Below are 19,134 nucleotides of genomic sequence, written 5' to 3'. Positions count from 1 at the left end.
CCTCCTTATTAAATTGTAATTTACATTACAATGATTAACGAGTTAAAAGAACTACTGTATCACCAGCGCTAACACTTCCGCTTTTCTTTTCAAATTTGGAAAATTTTCCGGAATTAGAAATAATGACCGGCGTAATCACCTCAAAACCGGCTTTTTTTACGCCTTCAAGATCTACTTCGACGATCAGATCGCCTTTTTTCACATCATCGCCCTGTTTGGCCTTGACAGTATAGTACTGTCCATTAAGTTTGACAGTATCAATGCCGATATGAACCAGAACTTCTGCTCCATCAACAGTTGTCATGGCATAGGCGTGACCTGTCGGAAAAAGAGCTACCAGTTTGCCGTCTGCAGGGGCATAGAACTTGCCGTCTACAGGCTCTATAGCAACACCTTTACCTATCATCTCCTGGGCAAAAGTCGGATCGCTAACATTTTCTATTGGTACAAGTTCACCATTGACAGGTGACGAAATATCGATTTTATTCCCCTTGAATAACTTGTCAAAAATCCCCATTTTTGCACCTCCAACTATAATATTACTATAACGCTAAACTGATCATTTTTCCATTTAAATTGTTTATTTATTTTTGAGAGAAATTGTGTTACATTAAACACGGTACAAAATCTCGTATGAAAGGTGGTGGTTTTAATGAAGTCAGATTCACATATATGCAGTAGTGATCCTGCTCCTGGTCGAAGTACCAATTTAACCACCAACAACAAATTCATAGGAGATTATTATCATGGAATTACAAGAAGAAAAGACAGTCGCTGAAATCTTACAAGAGCTTCTTGAATCCAGACAGTACACCAAGCTTCGCCAGACCATCTCTGAGATGAACACAGTAGATATCGCTACTGCTATGGGTGAGATGGAAAACGAGGATTCTCTTAAAATGTTCAGAATCCTTCCCAAGGACATGGCTGCTGATGTTTTCGCTGATCTGGAATTGGATGCACAGCAATATATCATCCGTTCTCTATCTGATCGGGAAGCTTCCAACATTATTGACAATCTGATGGCCGATGATGCAACTGACCTCTTGGAGGAAATGCCTGCAAGCGTTGTTAAGCGCATTCTGGCCAATGCAAGCCCTGAAACAAGAGCTGATATAAATCACCTTCTCCAGTATCCTGAGGATTCTGCCGGAAGCATTATGACTGTGGAGTATGTTGACCTCAGGGAAGACATGACAGTTTCGGATGCAATTGACAGGATCAGGAAAAAGGGTGTAGATTCCGAGACCATTAACATCTGTTACGTTGTAACAAGACAAAAAGTGCTGGTTGGAACTGTTGCTCTAAGGTATCTTCTCATTATGAAACCGGATGAGATTATCGGCGACATAATGAATACCAATGTCATCAGTATCAATACCATGACTGACCAGGAGGAAGCTGCCAGAGCCTTCCAAAAATACGGATTTACAGCAATGCCTGTAGTAGATAACGAAAGCCGTATGGTCGGTATCATCACAATTGATGACGTAGTAGACATTCTCGAAGAAGAGGCAACAGAGGATATCGAAAAGATGGCAGCTATCGTGCCATCAGATAAGCCTTATCCGAAGGTAGGCATTTTTGAGACATATAAGAGCAGAATACCATGGCTATTATTCCTGATGATTAGCGCTACTTTTACAGGTGCCATCATCACAGGCTTCGAGGATGCTCTTTCAGCATATGTAATCCTCACTGCATATATCCCAATGCTTATGGATACCGGTGGTAATGCAGGTTCTCAGGCCAGTGTATCAATTATCCGTGGACTTTCTCTTAAAGAGATTGAATTTGAAGATATCTTCAAAATAATCTGGAAAGAGATCAGAGTCGCTGTTTTATGTGGTCTGACTCTTGCTGCTGCTAACTTTTTAAAACTGATATTCTTTGACAGACTTTCAATTACAGTTGCAGCTGTTATTTGCCTTACACTGCTTATTGTGGTTCTCATAGCCAAGCTTGTCGGTTGTTGCCTTCCTATGCTGGCATCACGCCTTGGCTTTGACCCGGCGGTAATGGCAAGTCCATTTATTACAACTATTGTGGATGCTCTTTCACTGCTGGTTTATTTCAACATTGCAACAAGAGCTCTTCATCTGGTCATATAAATGAGATATGAATGTAAATAAATATGCCTGCTAAAAACGGCATCCCGCAATAATTATGCAGGATGCCGTCTTTTTATCTGTTTATATTAAATTCATATGCGGTATTATATGTAGCAACATAGAGGGTATCACCCACAACTTCAAACTGCTCGGCAGCTGAATTAACAGGAATGGTCTCTACTCTTTCCCCTGTATTTTTATCAAGAAGATAAATATAATCCGGTTCTTCGGTAAATCCATAGCCACATACTATTGTGTCGTCTATGATGCAGAAATTTGCGGCATTTGCTGTAAGAGGTTCTGTCTTAAACAGTAACTTGTCCGTATCGATATCTATAGCAGCAATGTAGGCTGATTTTTGCTCCTCTTTAGCATATCCCTGATGGCTGATTTCAACATAAAGAATATTGTCAATCAACTTTGCAAATCTGATGTACTGAGTCACATTTGAATACTTATGTTCCTCATCATCTTCTCCATTACACAAAAGAGACAGATCATAATTGCAAAAAGATCTGGTTATATTTTTATCGTATACCTCAATCGCATTATACATGTAGTCATATTCTACAGGATTAAATGGAAGATAATAGTAGTCGTCATCACTATACTCAGGGCTGGCATAATCAAATCCATGTTCATCAGCCCAGTTCTCCGTATTTAACCAATCTGTCTTTTCTTCTTTTGACATGGTCAAAGAGATGTGATGATCTGAAGGCTGCCCTGCTTCATCAGAAACATATCTGTCCCATGTCGGATTATCAAGAATAACTCCGTTATCTTCGGTACTGCCAAATCCTTCCTCAATAGCCTCAACTTCAAAGCTTTCCCCATCTTTTGTTTCAACTATTTTTTCCATATCCTGAGGCTGACTTAAAATGTATTCGCTTTTAATCAGGTCAGGATACTTATCAGGAGAAAGAGTTATCTCCATGTAGCCAGCTGCATAACTTGCTATATCATATGGTGAGAAAAAGATATAGAGCCCGTCTCCATTAACAGAGAAATTATACGTTCCATCGATATACTTCTGCTTGAAAACATCGCTGTCATCGCCTTCACCCTGATAGTAGTAGCTGTCAAATTCTTCAGCCTGATCCGGATACTCTTTTGTAAGCTCATCTCTTATTATTGATGCAATGTTTTCATCATTATCAAGTACCTGACTCAAGCTAAGTTCAGCACCTGTTGACGGATCGATATTGAAAGAAGTTGTTCCGTGATTGGGATGAGCTCCGCCGGATTCATCATAGAAACTTATAAGAATCGTAAAGAGCTTGTCGTCTGCCCTGTCTATACTTATGGTAATATCACTTTCAAATACCGCATCAGGCAAATAATCCTGTGCATCAACAGCAAATCTCGCATACTCTGAAACATTCTGCTTGATTGATTTCTCCCAGCCCTCGTTTATCTCGCCAATACACGTAGCAAGTTCCGGGTATCTGGTCTTATAATCATCGGAAAGAACTATTCCCGGGTACTCGCCTATTGCTCTCTCTTTTCCATCAACGCTGCAGGTAACTTTATGCTTTACTACAGTAATATCCTTTTGCTCACTTACTGAATCACTATCTGCATCTTCCTTATCAGTGCTTACAGCTTCACCGGAAATATCCTCTGTCTGTACGCTTTCCTCCGCAGCATCTTCATTCCCACAAGCACAAACAAGCATTGCGGCTGCCACGACAGCTGTAAATGCCCTCACACTTTTCCTTTTCATAACTCACATCACTCCTAAAACCTTTTTTAGCTTCCCTAACTATAGCACATTTTAACGCCTGCAAAAACATCCCGGCAGGTGCAGCCCATGCCGGGATGTTCTTATAGGTTGGTGTAGCCCATCAGGTACTCGTCAACTTCTTTGGCGCAGGCTCTGCCTTCGGCGATGGCCCATACTACCAGGGATTGGCCACGGTGCATATCTCCTGCCGAAAAGATTTTGGTGTTTGGGATGTGGTAACTGTCCTGTTCAGTTACTATGGTGCCACGGGGACTTCTCTTTAGAGAGAAGACATCTGCCGAATAATCTTCACAGCCGATAAAACCTGCTGCTATCAGCAAGATATCGCACTTTAGTGTCTTCTCTGAGCCGGGGACTTCTGTTAGTTTTCCGTCTTTGAAAGAAACTTTTACAGTTTCAAGCTGCTTGATATTGCCTTTTTTATCGGTAACTACATTCTTTACAGTAGTTTCAAAAACTCTTGGATCGCTGCCATATACATAGATTGCTTCTTCATGTCCGTAGTCAGTCTTTAGAGTTTTGGGCCATTCAGGCCATGGGTTATTCGCTGCCCTTTCAACCGGAGGCTTGGGCATCATTTCCAGTGCTGTTACGGATTTTGCTCCCATTCTTACAACTGTTCCTATGCAGTCATTGCCTGTATCACCTCCGCCGACTATGACCACATTCTTTCCGTGAGCATCAATATAACCGCCTTGCTTTGTGAGGGATTCTACAGTTCTGTCTTCACTCTTCAAAAGAGCTTTTGTTGTCCTTGTTAGGAAATCCACTGCATAATATACGCCCTTTATACTGTCGGGGTCAGCAACAGCAAGCGGCCTTGGCTTTTTTGCACCACAGCACATGACAACCGCATCAAAGCTATCCAAAATATCTTTTGATAATAATTCATTATCCACATTTTCACCCGGTTTAGTCGAATTATCCACAGCACCAGACCCGATATTTACCCCTGTGTGGAAAATTACGCCTTCCTCTTCCATAAGCTTTCTTCTGCGCTTTATTACGCTTTTATCCAGCTTCATGTTAGGTATTCCGTACATGAGAAGACCTCCCACTTCATCTTCTCTCTCAAATACTTCTACCACATGCCCTCTGTGATTAAGCTCATCTGCTACTGCAAGACCTGACGGTCCGGCTCCTACAACTGCCACCCTTTTACCGCTTCTGATTGCAGGAACAACCGGTTTTATATACCCTTTTGAATAAGCTGTTTCAATAAGGTATAGCTCGTTATCATGAACTGTAACTGAATCACCGTTTTGTCCGCACATGCAGGCTTTTTCACAAAGAGCCGGGCAAACACGTCCTGTAAATTCCGGAAAATTGCTTGTCTTATAGAGCCTGTCAAATGCATGTTTTTCATGTCCCTTATATATTTCATCATTCCATTCAGGAATCAGGTTATGAAGGGGACACCCCGTAACCATTCCTCCAAGGTTCATTGCTGACTGACAGAAAGGCACTCCGCAATTCATACATCTGGCAGCCTGTTCCCTTCTTGACTGTGTATCAAGAGGAGTATGAAATTCTTCAAAATTCTTTATTCTTTCTTCCGGCGGTACATCACCGTTATTAGTTCTTTTATATTCAAGAAATCCCGTATCTTTTCCCATATTCCTTATTCACCTCTGAAAACAATATTTTATCTGCGCTCCTGTTAAAACTATTCCTTAGTCACGCAAGTTCCTTAAATGCTTCAAGAACAGCATGTTCATGGTCTATTCCCTGTTCCTCAAATCTACCGATTGCTGTTATCATTTTCTGATAGTCATTTGGAACGATTTTTTTGAAGTCAGGAATATAGTTTTCAAAGTTATTCAATATTTCTCCGGCAAATTCGGAATCGGTCTCTTTTACGTAGTCTTCTAAAATTGCCTTGAGCTCAGCAATATCATATTTTTCTGTCACTTCGTAAAGAGATGCCATATCCTTGTTCATTCGAAGATAAAGAGTATGCTCTCTGTCAAGGACATAAGCTATTCCGCCGCTCATTCCCGCTGCAAAATTTTTACCTGTCATACCAAGAATCACGGCTCTGCCGCCTGTCATATATTCAAGTCCATGATCGCCGCAGCCCTCTGCTACAGCTACTGCGCCGGAGTTCCTTACGCAGAATCTTTCGCCTGCAACACCGCATACATATGCTTTACCTGCAGTAGCTCCGTAAAGAGCAACATTTCCTATGATGATATTTTCGTGAGCCTTGTACGTCGCTTTTTCGGAAGGTCTTACAATAACTTTACCTCCTGATAAACCTTTGCCAAATCCGTCATTGGCATCGCCATAAAGCTTTAATGTGACTCCCTTTGGAACAAAGGCACCAAAAGACTGTCCGCCTCCGCCTATAGCTTCAACGTATACCGAATCATCATCAAGTGTCATTCCAAAATCTCTTGTTACCCTGCTGCCGAGAAGCGTTCCAAAGCTTCTGTCTGTACTTGATATTTCCACCTTCATTTTTATTTGTGATGTAGCTTTAGACTTTTCAAGGTTCTTCTTGCTCTTTTCATACTCAGGAATAAGTACCCTTGAGTCCAGAGTTTTCTCAAGTTCAAAGTTATAGATATCCCTTGGGTTAAAGTGGTTGTCACTTCTCCCCACATAAGCTTTATCAAGTATCCTGCCAAGATCCGCTGCCTCTTTTTTCCTCTTGATTGCAGGATCTTTACCTTCGTAGCTCCTGACCTTAAGGCAATCTGTCCTTCCAACCATCTCTTCTATGGTTCTAAATCCAAGAGTGCTCATGATCTCTCGCAGCTGCCTTGCCACAAAGAGCATAAAGTTCATGACATGTTCGGGCTTACCTTTAAATCTTTTTCTCAATTCTTCATTTTGTGTTGCTATTCCCACAGGGCATGTATCTTTTGAGCATACTCTCATCATCATGCATCCCATGCATACAAGCGGAGCTGTGGCAAAACCAAATTCCTCTGCACCAAGAAGTGCTGCGATTGCAACATCTCTTCCTGTCATGAGCTTTCCGTCGGTCTCAAGCACTACTCTACTTCTTAAGCCATTGGCCAAAAGAGACTGATGTGCTTCGCTTACTCCAAGCTCCCACGGAAGTCCTGCGTGATGGACAGAAGATGAAGGAGCTGCGCCTGTTCCCCCGTCATAGCCGGATACCAGAATTACCTGTGCTCCTGCCTTGGCAACGCCGGAAGCAATAGTTCCAACGCCTGCTTCTGATACAAGCTTTACAGAAATCCTTGCTTTGTCATTGGCATTTTTAAGGTCATAGATAAGTTGTGCCAAGTCTTCGATAGAGTAAATATCATGATGTGGCGGCGGAGAAATAAGTGCTACACCCGGTGTTGAAAATCTTGTGGCTGCAACCCATGGGTAGACCTTTTTTCCGGGAAGATGTCCACCTTCTCCCGGCTTTGCCCCCTGTGCCATTTTTATCTGGATTTCTTTTGCGCTTAAAAGATACTGACTTGTAACGCCGAATCTTCCCGAAGCCACCTGCTTAACAGCACTGTTTTTCTCTGTTCCAAATCGCCTTTCATCCTCTCCGCCTTCTCCGGTATTGGACTTTCCACCAAGCCTGTTCATGGCTGTTGCCAAGGTTTCATGGGCTTCCTTTGAAAGTGAGCCGTATGACATAGCACCTGTCTGGAACCTTTTTACTATCTGCTCTTCGCTCTCAACTTCATCAAGTGGCACAGGCTCTTTTGCCGGAACAAATGAAAGAAGAGCCCTTAAAGTATGAGGTCTGTCCTCGTCGTCGACCATCTGAGTGTATTCCTTAAAGCGCTCGTAATCTCCCTCTCTTACTGCTCTCTGGAGTGTTACGATGGTCTTTGGGCTATACATGTGGTCTTCTTTGTCTTCACCACTTCTAAGGGAGTGGAAGCCTATAGAATCAAGTGTCGTATCGCTCGGAAGTCCCAGCGGATCGAAGGCTTTATTGTGCCTTGATTCTACATCCTCGCCAATTTCTGCGATTCCAATGCCGCCAACACGGCTTGTTGTTCCGGTAAAATACTTATCAACAAACTCCTTCGACAGTCCTATAGCCTCAAATATTCTTGCAGACTGATATGACTGGAGTGTTGAGATTCCCATCTTTGCAGCGATCTTCACAACGCCACCAAGGAGGGCTTTATTATAATCTGCAATAGCAGTGTGATAGTCTTTATCAAGTATTCCAATATCAATGAGCTCAGCTATGCACTCCTGGGCAAGGTAAGGATGGATAGCTCTCGCACCAAAGCCAAGGAGAGTCGCAATCTGATGAACATCTCTTGGTTCTCCGCTCTCAAGTATGAGAGAAACCGCTGTGCGCTGCTTGGTCCTTACAAGGTGCTGCTCCACTGATGAAACAGCAAGAAGTGATGGAATTGGCATATGGTTTTCATCTACGCCTCTGTCTGAGAGAATGATGATGTTAACGCCATCTGCCACAGCTCTGTCCACTGAGACATCAAGCTGCTCAAGAGCTCTTTCCATTGGTGTGTTCTTATAGTACAAAAGAGATATCTTTTTTACCTTAAATCCTGGCTGATCAAGGGCCTCGATCTTCATGAGGTCAACACCTGTCAGGATCGGATTATTGACTTCAAGGACTCTGCAGTTATCACTTTTTTCTTTTAACAGATTTCCATCAGAACCAATATAAACCGTAGTATCTGTTACCACTTTTTCCCTAAGTGAATCGATAGGCGGATTGGTTACCTGGGCAAAGAGCTGCTTAAAATAGCAAAAAAGCGGCTGGTGGTGCTGGGAAAGCATAGCCAGCGGGATATCTGTTCCCATTGAAACTGTTGGCTCTATGCCATTCATGGCCATTGGCATGATCTGATTTTTTACATCTTCATAGGAATAACCGAACACCTTATAAAGCTTATCTCTCATCACCTGGGAGTGGGTCGGGATCTTTCTGTTGGGAATCGATAGTTTACCCAGATGAAGCAGGTGGCGGTCAAGCCACTCGCCGTAGGGTTTTGCCTTTGAGTATTTATCTTTGCACTCTTCATCAGAGATGATGCGCCCGGCCTTGGTATCGACGAGAAGCATATGCCCGGGGGACAGGCGTGATTTTTTCACAATGCTCTCTTCAGGGATGTCGAGCACTCCCACTTCTGATGAGAGGATAAGCCTATTGTCATTTGTCACATAGTATCTTGATGGACGAAGTCCGTTTCTGTCGAGGGTTGCACCGAACACCTCTCCATCGGTGAAAAGAACTGCTGCAGGGCCATCCCATGGTTCCATCATTGTTGCATAGTAATGGTAAAAGTCTTTTCTGTCCTGAGCCATAAAGTCGTTGTGCTTCCAGGGTTCAGGGATTGTGAGCATCATCGCAAGGGGAAGGTCCATACCGTTCATGTACAAAAATTCAAGGGTATTATCGAGCATGGCAGAATCTGATCCTGAGGAAGCGATAACAGGATATACTTTTCCAAGCTCTTCGCCAAACATATCGGAAGACATGGTCTCCTCACGGGCCAGCATTCTGTCGCTGTTACCTCTGATAGTATTGATCTCACCATTATGTGCGATCATCCTGTATGGATGGGCACGCTGCCAGGAAGGAGTTGTATTAGTAGAGAAGCGGCTGTGAACCATAGCAATTGCTGTAACGTATTCAGATGATAAAAGGTCTTCGTAGAAATTGCGCAACTGCCCTACCAAAAACATTCCTTTATACACAATGGTTCTGGACGAAAAAGAACAAATATAGGTATCCTCAGACGATTTCTCATACTCTCTTCTAAGGCAATAGAGCTTTCTATCGAAGGGAATTCCGGCTTCTACATCCGAGGGTCTTTCAATAAAGCACTGCTCAATATGTGGCATGCAGTTTATTGCAACTTCTCCCAGGATTTCAGGGTGGACAGGTACTTCTCTCCATCCGATAACCCTAAGATTTTCCTTCTGGGCAATAACTTCAAGCATGCGCTTTGCAAACATACGCTTCATTGAATCCTGTGGAAGAAAGAACATTCCTATTCCATAATCTCCGGCATTTTTAAGTGTTATTCCCTGCTTCTTTGCTTCTTTTGAAAAGAACTTGTGGGAAATCTGAAGAAGTATTCCAACGCCATCGCCTACTTTACCTGTGGCGTCTTTTCCCGCTCTGTGCTCAAGTTTTTCAACGATGCTAAGTGCATCGTCCAAAACTTTATTATCAGGTTTTCCATCTATATTTATTACGGCGCCTATACCACAGGCGTCTCTTTCATTCATCCATGGTTCCATGTGGGCTTCCTTCCTTTTTTGATATAAGGACGGCATTTTAAATTACACAATCATTTCAGGGACGCTCCCGCTTCGTCAAAAACGTAGCAGTACTAATGTCCGAAAATACCGGACATAAGTACTGGCGTTTCTAAAGACCCTGAAATTGCTTGTGCAACATAAAATGCCTGTCTTTGTATAGCGAAAAATAAATGAAAATACATCTTATTTTTCAGGTACTATTTTGTGAGTTACTTCATCTTAATGAGAAAAGCATCTGTCCGTATGTTGGATAGCTGAGGTATTTGTCAGGGATAAGAGCCTCGGCCTGGTCTGCGTATTTTCTGAGCTCATCCATATCCGCAAGAACTGTACTCTGATAAAATGCTGCAGTATCAAGGGCATCTGTCTTTTCCTCAGCAATTGTTGTGTCTTCTGCCAGTTTCTCAAGTGCCTTGCTCATTTCAAAGCTTGCATCATCAAGCTTCTTTAAAAGAGAAATTTCAAGAGTTGCAGCCTTGTCTCCAAGAAGACTCTTTTTCTGCATTGCCTCTTTTCCAAGATCCTTTTCGTAAGCAACGATGCCTTCTGTAAGGTCTTTTCTTACCATCTCCTGCATGGTGAGAGACTCGATGTGAACTGACTTTGAATAATTCTCAAGAAGGATCTCGTATCTTGAATGGATCTCTTCTTTTGTGAAGATGCCGTGCTTTGTGAAAAGCTCAATTGACTCATCTGAAATCCAGTATGGCATTGCATCAGGAAGGGACTTAAGGTTTGGAAGTCCTCTTTTTGCTGCTTCCTCTACCCACTCATCTGTATATCCGTTTCCGTTGAAAAGAACTCTCTTGTGAGCTACAAGTGTCTCTTTGAGAACTTCTGCTATCTTTGCTTTAAGTTCTTCGCCCTTGAAAGGAGCAAGCTTTTCATAAAGCTTTGCAACTTCTTCTGCAACTGCTGTGTTGAGGACGATGTTGGCATTTGCTACAGAAACTGATGAACCGGGCATACGGAACTCAAACTTGTTTCCTGTGAAAGCAAATGGTGATGTTCTGTTTCTGTCTGTGTTATCTTTTGTAAAGTGTGGAAGGACTGTTGCCCCCATTGCCATCTGAACTTTGCCTGCACTCTGGTATGCACTTCCTTCTTCTACTGCCTTAAGTACTTCTGCCAGCTCATCACCAACGAAGATTGAGATGATTGCTGGTGGTGCCTCATTTCCGCCAAGTCTGTGATCGTTTCCTGCAGATGCAACTGACAGACGAAGAATTGGTGCATACTCATCAACTGCTGCAATTACAGCCATAAGGAATACAAGGAAAGGAGTGTTCTCTCCCGGATTTTTGCCCGGATCAAGAAGGTTCATTCCGGTATCTGTGCATACAGACCAGTTATTGTGCTTACCTGATCCATTGATTCCTTCAAATGGCTTCTCATGCAAAAGACAAGCGTAATTGTGCTTGTCAGCAACTTTTTTCATAACTTCCATTGTGAGCTGGTTGTGATCAACAGCGATGTTTGCTGTTTCAAATACAGGAGCAAGCTCATGCTGTGATGGAGCAACCTCATTGTGCTTGGTCTTGGCAGGGATTCCTAGTTTCCAAAGCTCTTCATCAAGGTCATGCATGTATGCTGATACCTTGGGCTTTATAACGCCAAAGTAATGGTCCTCCATTTCCTGTCCCTTAGTAGCAGGGGCTCCGATAAGTGTTCTTCCTGTGAAAAGAAGGTCTTTTCTCTTTTTGTAATATTCTTTATCAATAAGGAAATACTCCTGTTCTGAACCGATTGTTGTATTTACTCTGTTCACATCCTCATATCCGAGAAGATGAAGGAGTTTTACTGCTTCATTTGAAAGAGCCTCCATTGACCTTAAAAGAGGTGTCTTTTTATCAAGAGCTTCACCGCCATATGAACAGAATGCTGTTGGAATATAGAGTGATCCATCCTTGATAAATGCCGGTGATGAAGGATCCCATGCTGTATAACCCCTTGCCTCAAATGTTGCACGAAGTCCTCCTGATGGGAAGCTTGATGCATCAGGTTCGCCCTTTACAAGCTCTTTTCCTGAAAATTCCATAATGACTCTTCCGTCATCTGTAGGTGAAATAAAGCTGTCATGCTTCTCTGCTGTGAGACCTGTCATAGGCTGGAACCAATGTGTAAAATGAGTTGCTCCGTTCTCAACAGCCCATTCCTTCATGGTTGCAGCTACGCAGTTGGCAACCTCGAGCTCTAAGTGTGTTCCTTTCTCAATCGTCTTATGAACTGCCTTATAAATGTCTTTTGGAAGACGCTCTCTCATTACTTTGTCATTAAATACAAGGCTTCCGAATTCTTCTGTTAATTTGCTTGCTTCTATCATCTTTTTCTCCTCCGTATGTTTATTTACCTGAAGCTCCATAGTTGGAAAGGACTCTTGCTGATGGATCGTTGACATTACAGCCTTCCCAGTTCTTATTTGGCATCCAGAAATCTATGATCGTATCCGACTGTCCCGGATAGTATTTTTCAAATATCTCTCTATAAAGAAGTGATTCCTTTGTGAAGGGCTTTGCGTGAGTATATTTTTTCCTTAGGCCCTCATATTCCGCGTAGGTGTACTTCTCATCTGCATATTCCATGAGGTCGTCCCTAAGGGAATGACCCACAGCATCCGAGAAAGCTGCTTTTTCTCTCATTAGGATTGAATGGGGTATCACTTCGTCCTTTTCAAAGGCCTTTCGCAAAAGAAATTTTCCAATGCCATAAGTATTGAGTTTTTTCTGTGGATCAATGCTCATGACATAATCCACAAAATCCATATCTCCGAAAGGAACTCTTGCTTCGAGTGAATTTACGCTTATGCATCTGTCTGCTCGCAGGACGTCATACATGTGGATTTCTCTGATTCTTTTGGCTGCTTCTTCCTGAAAAGCTTCCGCACTTGGCGCAAAGTCTGTGTACTTGTAGCCAAAGAGTTCATCCGATATCTCGCCGGTAAGGACCACCTTGATATCAGTGTTTTCATGAATCCACTTGCACAGAAGATACATTCCTATTGAAGCTCTTATGGTAGTGATGTCGTAAGTTCCAAGAGCATGTATAACAGGTTCTATGGCCTTAATGACATCTTCTTTTGTAATGATTACTTCATGGTGATTGCTGTGGATGTAATCTGCTACTTCTCTGGCATATTTCAGGTCAATGGCATCTATATCCATGCCGATTGCAAATGTCTCAAGTGGCTTATCTGAAAGGCTTGCTGCCACACCGCATACAAGTGATGAATCAAGACCTCCGGACAAAAGAAATCCCACAGGAGCATCAGCATCCAGTCGCTTTTTAATTCCATTAAGGAGTTTGTCGTGGATCTTCTCGGTTACGACTTCGAGACTGTCTGTTGATATTTCTTTTACCTTAGTCAGATCCCTATAGCAGACAAACTCTCCGTCTTCATAGTAATGCCCCGGTGGGAAAGGCATTATCTTATCTGTAACTCCCACCAGGTTCTTAGGTTCTGATGCAAAAATGATGTATCCTTCGCTGTCATAGCCGTAGTAAAGCGGTCTGATCCCGATTGGATCTCTGGCTGCTATGAATTTCTTTTTCTCCCCGTCATAGATAACGCATGCAAATTCGGCATCAAGAAGACCAAACATTTTTGTGCCAAGTTTTTCATACAAAGGAAGCAGTATCTCGCAATCGCTTTCGCTTTTAAAGCTGTATCCAAGAGATGTAAGATACTTTTTTAAATCTTTGAAGCCGTAGAGCTCTCCATTGCAGATAACGGTATTTTTTCCATGATTAAACGGCTGCATGCCTTCCTCTGAAAGGCCCATGATTGAAAGGCGATTAAAGCCCATCCATCCGCCTTTTACCTTTTGTTTTCTGGTCATGTCAGGTCCACGAGATGCCGTTTTTTCCAGCATTTCTTCAAAGAATTCTTCGCTTACCGATTCTCTTGCGTATGTAAGAATTGCGCACATACTGTTTCCTCCTGGGTGGTTAGTTATATATATTTGAGTGATATACGCATGACTCCGTTTCGCTCTCGTCATGCTACATACATTCGGAAATCGCACTTCGTGCTTTTTTCCTCCTGCTTAATCACTCTGGGATTCTCACTAAGCTCGACAGAACCTCGCTAAGTGTTCACCCATGGTTCGCACTAGGCTCGACAATACCTCGCCAAGTGCTCTACTCAACGTCAGCTAAAGCCGCAGCACCTTCTTCTCCAGTGCGGATCTTGACTACATTGTCGAGGCTGTAAACAAAGATCTTGCCGTCTCCAATGTGGCCTGTATAAAGAGTTTTCTTTGCTGCCTCTATAACGTCTTCAACCGGAATCTTGCTCACAACAACTTCCAGTTTAATTTTAGGAAGGAGTGTGGCATCCATTTCGACGCCACGATACATGTCGCCGGAACCCTTCTGGACGCCACAACCCATGACTTGAGTAACAGTCATTCCGGTTACGCCAAGGTCGTTCATAGCGCGTCTAAGCTTGTCGTAACGGGATAACTTTGCGATAATAACAACTTTATGTATTCCAGACTCTGTATGTACAGGCGCTGTAACCACCGGTACTGAAGCTTTTTTCTGGAACTCTGAAGCCTCTTCGTAATCACTTACTCCAAGGTCGGTATTTTCATTAACTGCCATATTCAAAGTATTTGATACATCCATGATTGCAAATCCTGAATATGCTGATGCAAGTCCATGCTCTGTAGAATCAAGTCCAAGGATCTCCTCTTCTTCTGAAACACGAAGTCCAAGAACTGCCTTGATGGCAAGGAATGTGATGCTGATTGTAACTGCAGTCCATGCTGCTGTAGAAAACATTCCAAGAAGCTGAATTCCAAGAAGCTTAAATCCGCCACCGTAGAAAAGGCCGACCATTTCGTTTCCTGCGGCATCAGCTATTGAATAGCCGGGAGCTGAATTAGTTGCAAAAAGACCTACTGCAATTGTTCCCCAAATACCATTGAGGCAGTGTACTGCAACTGCACCAACAGGATCATCAACGTGAAGCTTGTAATCAAGCAGCCATACACCGAAGCAAACAAGAAGTCCTGCTACGATACCAATCACGATTGCACCAAAAGCATCTGTTACATCACATGGAGCTGTAATAGCTACAAGTCCTGCAAGTGAAGCATTGAGACACATTGAAACATCAGGCTTTCCATATTTGAGCCAAGTGAAGATCATGCATGTAACTGTTGCAAGTGCAGGAGCAATTGTTGTTGTAACAAATACGCTGCCGAGCTGATCAACTGATGTACAAGCTGCTCCGTTAAATCCGTACCAGCCAAGCCAAAGGATGAATACACCAAGGGCTGCTGCTACAAGATTGTGACCAGGGAAAGCATTTACCTTTGTAACTTTTCCTGATTTATCTCTTTCGAACTTACCAATACGAGGTCCAAGGAATGCTGCTCCGATAAGAGCTGAAATACCACCAACCATATGGATGCAGTTAGATCCTGCAAAATCGTGGAAACCAATCTGTGACAGCCATCCACCGCCCCATGTCCAGTGAGCCTCAATAGGATAAATGATTGCTGAGATAACTGCCGAGTACACACAATATGAAATGAATTTTGTTCTCTCAGCCATTGATCCTGAAACGATTGTTGCTGTAGTAGCACAGAAAACAAGGTTAAATACGAAGTTTGACCAGTCAAAACCAGCATAATTTGTAAAAATATCAAATCCCGGTTTTCCGATTATTCCGGCTAAATCCTCCCCAAGAAATAATCCGAAACCGATAAGAATAAATACTACTGTTCCAATACAGAAATCCATAAGGTTTTTCATTATGATATTTCCTGTATTTTTGGCTCTTGTAAAGCCAGCCTCACACATTGCAAATCCAGCTTGCATCCAGAAAACCAATGCTGCACCTATAAGAAACCAAACACCAAAAACACTGCTGTCTATTGCGCTTAAGATTTCCTCGCTCATACTTTTTCTCCTCTCTCCCGGGAAAATCATAAAATTCAAACCCTCACAGATCTCCCGGTAAAAAAAGCGATGCAACGGCACACTACGTTTTTGTAGTATGATGCCCCATTGCATCGCTTAGTCTTAATCTTTATGCTGTATTATTTTTAGTTTTTATGGAATACATGTATACACATTAGTGTATAGTCCGCGGATCATGCACCCATATATGCAAAAAGCGCCTTAGAGAGTACTCTCTAAGACGCCTTTGTCTTTATGAATATGAAGTTTACTCCTGTATAAAAAACATGTCAAGAGATTTTGTATACAATTTTTTATCTCTTTTTATACACAACGAGTTCTGGATTGGCCCCTTTTTGTCAGTTTACCTGCATTTATTCTATTATTTTCCAATTTACCATATCATCTCAGTCCCCATCAATAGTACATCTCATACCATCTTTATCACTGCTGTTTCCGCATATGTAATCGGGTCAGAATGCATAAAGAACAGCGTACCTCTTCTTGGCGCGTACAATGTTTCCATTACTGAACCATCATAGGGATTTATGATCTCAGCAAGAGGAGTCCCCTCATCCACACTGTCTCCCACTTTTACAAGCGGTTCAAATATGCCTGATTTGGCAGTTCTGACACTAATCAGCTCCTTATCACTTATAACTATTGACGGGTGATCACCATTTTCCTGGTATTTTACAAATCCAACGCTTTTGCAGAATCTAAGAATAGACAGCACTGCCTGACCGGCACTCTTTTTATCAATCCTGCTTGTTGTAGATGTATAGAGGCTGTATGCTTTTGTGTTCCACACCTGCCAGTTATAGTTCAGCGTTGCCGTATCATACGGTCTGACAGTTCTTTTTACAACGTAAGGCATTCCAAACTTCATTGCCGTTATAACATCAGAATATCCTTCATCCATTAGTCTCACATGTGGTATAAACTCACCCGGCATGTAAAATGATGTAAACTGAATCCCATACTCGTAATCTTTTATCTGAGAAAAAATGCCGTCGGCAATTCTCTGGGTAGTCTCCCCTAGGTCATACCCTGGGAACATTCTGTTTATGTCAGTATTATCAATAGTCCAGAATCGCTTCTGCGTATTAATCGAATATGGGTTACAGCAGGGTATAATCAGAATTTTGACATCCGGACGGATTCGTCTTTCTTCCTCAAGCTGCCTGAATTTTTTTACAAGCTGGGAACAACAGTATAACTGCTGAACTTCATTTCCCCGCATGCTTCCGACAATGCATAGAGACTTTTTGCCCTTTCCAAATTCAAAACCTGTTATTCTGAAACTGTCTCTGTACAGCCCTTTGATCTCATAAATAATCTTCTTTTTCATACAGCCATGACTTCCTTTTTAAGCAGTCTGCCAATGAGCGATCCTTCATCAACAATCGGATATTCTCTTATGGTAAAAAGAATTCCGTCTACAGGACTTTCAACATTTTGTAAAACCTGCCCGGAAAGCGGATCAATAATCCTCCCAATCCTGTCGCCCTTGCAAAGCTTCTCCCAGTGCTTCACATCAGGGATAAAAAGCCCACCTGATGCCGCATTGAGAAAACAGACATCTTCAGCATTCTCAGAAACAATAGGCTTTCTTGGTGTTTTCGTTTCTCCGGTCCACATTCCCATATAATGCATTAGCCCCAGTATCCCATCCACAAGCTGGTCACCGTACTCTTTTGTTATACGCATCCCAACGCCCATCTCAACAACAAGGCATGGTGTTCCCGCATGGTTTAGGCTGTATGCAAACGTAGACTCAAGAACAGTACTTGCTTCATGTATCCAGACAAAATCAACATTGCAGTGCTTTGCAAGTGGGACAAGTTCTTCTTTATGGAGTCTGTTGATTCTTATCTGCGGAATCTCAGTAAGATAAATATTACTTGCATGTATATCCAGCACCACAGCGGATCCTGATACATCCTTTAAAATATTTGCAGCAAGTAATTCTGTCATATTGCCTTCTGTATTTCCCGGAAATATCCTGTTCATATCAAGGTCAAAAGCTGGTATCCCTCGGGTCACCGAGTCTATCCCAAGTGGATTCATGGCAGGGTAGATGTCAACTATTCCCTTAAGGCACTTTTTGTTTTCCTCTATCTGCCTTGCAAGCTCAAAGCATACATACTGCCCTTCAAGCTCATCTCCGTGTATTCCTGTAACAATGCTTATTCGCTTCGGAACACTTTCAGAGCCATCCGGCAATATGCGTCTTTTTTTTATTCTTAAAACTTCATCAACTGGTAGTGCTACCTCTGCTACAGTTTTTATCATCAGAACAATGCTCCTCTGCTTATGATGCTCTGTCCGGGGCTTATCTCAGATACATTCACATATATATCCTGTGTCTGCTCTCCTCCCCCATGCATAATCCCCCTATTAATCTGGCACTCAGTTGCATCCCTGCCACAGCCTATTTTTATGTGTGAGTCTTGCACCAGAATATTATTTGTCGGGTCAAGGCCATACCATTTTCCATCATCTACAACTTCCACCCATGCATGAGATTCACCCTCTCCTATGATGAGTCCGGTTACGTATCTGGCTGAACATCCTGACATATTAAGGAGTGAGATCATGATATGGGAATAATCCTGGCATACTCCCCTTCCAATAGAAAAAGCTTCCTCAGCCCCTGTGCCTATGCCGGTGCAGCCTTTTTCATAAACAAGGTAACCATGCAGTCTTTCCATTATCTGCTTTGCCTTATCAAGTGATCTCAAATCATCAAAAGAAGGCATAGAAGCCCTTATGGATTCCATATACTCCCTAAGCCTTTCTCCAGGATCAGTAATTCCATGACTATGCCTGTATATCATCTCTTCAGTTTCAGTCGCAACAGATTCATGCGTCGCACATCCGCATTCTGCATCACCCTTAATGTGATATTTAAAATATGAATGCGGTATCTCATTGCTGCCATATATGTATCTGTTTCCGTGGGAATCGGTAGCCCATTCTGCTTTTGTTTCTGGTATCATATCGATCTTTATATTCGATATTTTCTGTCTGTCACTATCCTTTGGGATACACTTTATAGTGTAGCAGCACCATGAAACATCAGCAGAATAGCGGATTTCCATGCAATAATCAAAATGAAGTTTTTTCATGACATCACATCCT

At 42.5% G+C, this 19,134-nt stretch carries 11 protein-coding genes; 1 reads left to right on the top strand and 10 read right to left on the bottom strand.

Features of this window, described 5'->3' with window-relative positions; translation table 11 throughout:
* Positions 1–34 precede the first annotated feature (34 nt).
* Positions 35–517, bottom strand: a complete 483-nt coding sequence (locus tag J6O61_RS10410; RefSeq protein WP_292212759.1) for a PTS sugar transporter subunit IIA — start codon at positions 515–517, stop codon at positions 35–37.
* A gap of 229 nt (positions 518–746) precedes the next feature.
* Here J6O61_RS10410 and mgtE point away from each other — a divergent pair, with 229 nt between their 5' ends.
* The gene (gene mgtE, locus J6O61_RS10405; RefSeq protein WP_292212757.1) at positions 747–2,111 is read left to right on the top strand and encodes a magnesium transporter; all 1,365 of its coding nucleotides are present in this window, start codon (positions 747–749) and stop codon (positions 2,109–2,111) included.
* 73 nt (positions 2,112–2,184) lie between these two features.
* Here the strand turns inward: mgtE and J6O61_RS10400 are convergent, their stop codons facing one another.
* The 9 genes from J6O61_RS10400 to J6O61_RS10360 all read right to left on the bottom strand — a co-directional run bounded on the left by J6O61_RS10400 (position 2,185) and on the right by J6O61_RS10360 (position 19,121).
* Entirely contained in the window at positions 2,185–3,834 is a 1,650-nt protein-coding gene (locus tag J6O61_RS10400) for an RsiV family protein (RefSeq protein WP_292212755.1), read from the bottom strand.
* A 101-nt stretch (positions 3,835–3,935) separates the two neighbouring features.
* Positions 3,936–5,471: a glutamate synthase subunit beta gene (locus J6O61_RS10395; RefSeq protein ID WP_292212752.1), complete on the bottom strand. Its 1,536-nt coding sequence runs from the start codon at positions 5,469–5,471 to the stop codon at positions 3,936–3,938.
* 61 nt (positions 5,472–5,532) lie between these two features.
* Positions 5,533–10,062: a glutamate synthase large subunit gene (gene gltB / locus J6O61_RS10390; RefSeq protein WP_292212749.1), complete on the bottom strand. Its 4,530-nt coding sequence runs from the start codon at positions 10,060–10,062 to the stop codon at positions 5,533–5,535.
* A 235-nt stretch (positions 10,063–10,297) separates the two neighbouring features.
* On the bottom strand, positions 10,298–12,406 hold the full coding sequence (locus J6O61_RS10385) for a glutamine synthetase III family protein (protein ID WP_292212747.1): 2,109 nt from the start codon (positions 12,404–12,406) through the stop codon (positions 10,298–10,300).
* A gap of 19 nt (positions 12,407–12,425) precedes the next feature.
* A complete protein-coding gene (gene asnB / locus J6O61_RS10380) occupies positions 12,426–14,009 on the bottom strand; it encodes an asparagine synthase B (RefSeq protein ID WP_292212744.1) in 1,584 nt (527 codons plus the stop codon).
* 211 nt (positions 14,010–14,220) lie between these two features.
* On the bottom strand, positions 14,221–15,990 hold the full coding sequence (locus tag J6O61_RS10375) for an ammonium transporter (protein ID WP_292212742.1): 1,770 nt from the start codon (positions 15,988–15,990) through the stop codon (positions 14,221–14,223).
* A 430-nt stretch (positions 15,991–16,420) separates the two neighbouring features.
* Complete coding sequence (locus J6O61_RS10370) at positions 16,421–17,341, bottom strand: M14 family metallopeptidase (protein ID WP_022766012.1); 921 nt, start codon at positions 17,339–17,341, stop codon at positions 16,421–16,423.
* Complete coding sequence (locus J6O61_RS10365; protein ID WP_292212739.1) at positions 17,338–18,285, bottom strand: M14 family metallopeptidase; 948 nt, start codon at positions 18,283–18,285, stop codon at positions 17,338–17,340. The genes J6O61_RS10370 and J6O61_RS10365 overlap by 4 nt, the downstream gene beginning before the upstream one ends.
* Complete coding sequence (locus J6O61_RS10360) at positions 18,285–19,121, bottom strand: transglutaminase-like domain-containing protein (RefSeq protein WP_292212737.1); 837 nt, start codon at positions 19,119–19,121, stop codon at positions 18,285–18,287. Before J6O61_RS10360 ends, J6O61_RS10365 begins: the two co-directional genes overlap by 1 nt.
* Positions 19,122–19,134 lie beyond the last annotated feature (13 nt).

Source organism: Butyrivibrio sp. (genome assembly GCF_017635265.1).
Classification (GTDB): domain Bacteria; phylum Bacillota; class Clostridia; order Lachnospirales; family Lachnospiraceae; genus Butyrivibrio.
This window is presented reverse-complemented; position numbering and strand designations above follow the sequence as displayed.

Coding starts and splice junctions, on each gene's coding strand:
- J6O61_RS10410 (WP_292212759.1), bottom strand. CDS start 517: ATGGGGATTTTTGACAAGTTATTCAAGGGGAATAAAATCGATATTTCG.
- mgtE (WP_292212757.1), top strand. CDS start 747: ATGGAATTACAAGAAGAAAAGACAGTCGCTGAAATCTTACAAGAGCTT.
- J6O61_RS10400 (WP_292212755.1), bottom strand. CDS start 3,834: ATGAAAAGGAAAAGTGTGAGGGCATTTACAGCTGTCGTGGCAGCCGCA.
- J6O61_RS10395 (WP_292212752.1), bottom strand. CDS start 5,471: ATGGGAAAAGATACGGGATTTCTTGAATATAAAAGAACTAATAACGGT.
- gltB (WP_292212749.1), bottom strand. CDS start 10,062: ATGGAACCATGGATGAATGAAAGAGACGCCTGTGGTATAGGCGCCGTA.
- J6O61_RS10385 (WP_292212747.1), bottom strand. CDS start 12,406: ATGATAGAAGCAAGCAAATTAACAGAAGAATTCGGAAGCCTTGTATTT.
- asnB (WP_292212744.1), bottom strand. CDS start 14,009: ATGTGCGCAATTCTTACATACGCAAGAGAATCGGTAAGCGAAGAATTC.
- J6O61_RS10375 (WP_292212742.1), bottom strand. CDS start 15,990: ATGAGCGAGGAAATCTTAAGCGCAATAGACAGCAGTGTTTTTGGTGTT.
- J6O61_RS10370 (WP_022766012.1), bottom strand. CDS start 17,341: ATGAAAAAGAAGATTATTTATGAGATCAAAGGGCTGTACAGAGACAGT.
- J6O61_RS10365 (WP_292212739.1), bottom strand. CDS start 18,285: ATGATAAAAACTGTAGCAGAGGTAGCACTACCAGTTGATGAAGTTTTA.
- J6O61_RS10360 (WP_292212737.1), bottom strand. CDS start 19,121: ATGAAAAAACTTCATTTTGATTATTGCATGGAAATCCGCTATTCTGCT.